1 tRNA gene and 1 rRNA gene are annotated in these 359 nt (G+C 40.7%); both read right to left on the reverse strand.

The window, feature by feature from the left end:
- Positions 1-151 precede the first annotated feature (151 nt).
- A tRNA-Glu gene (locus H5300_RS27160) sits at positions 152-227 on the reverse strand.
- 67 nt (positions 228-294) lie between these two features.
- Positions 295-359, reverse strand: a 16S ribosomal RNA gene (locus H5300_RS27165); the annotation flags it as partial.

Here is a 359-nt window from a genome sequence, read left to right on the forward strand (position 1 = left end):
TTTATCTAATGAAAGATAAACATTGAGAACTTTTAAATTTGATTGAATTACTCGTAAGTAATCAATCAGTCAGCTTTCCAAATTGTTAAAGAGCTTGATTCAAACTAATGAACCATTTTTAAATACTCTGATAGAAGAGAATACTTAAAGATGGTATCCCGTAGGGGAGTCGAACCCCTGTTACCGCCGTGAAAGGGCGGTGTCCTAGGCCTCTAGACGAACGGGACACTAGTATCTCTTTTACTTTCTAAACCTAATCAATCTGTGTGGACACTCATCGTGACTATCTTCGTATAAGGAGGTGATCCAGCCCCAGGTTCCCCTAGGGCTACCTTGTTACGACTTCACCCCAGTCATGA

Origin of the sequence: Vibrio sp. SG41-7 (assembly GCF_014164465.1) — a bacterium.
In the GTDB taxonomy this organism is placed as follows: domain Bacteria; phylum Pseudomonadota; class Gammaproteobacteria; order Enterobacterales; family Vibrionaceae; genus Vibrio; species Vibrio splendidus.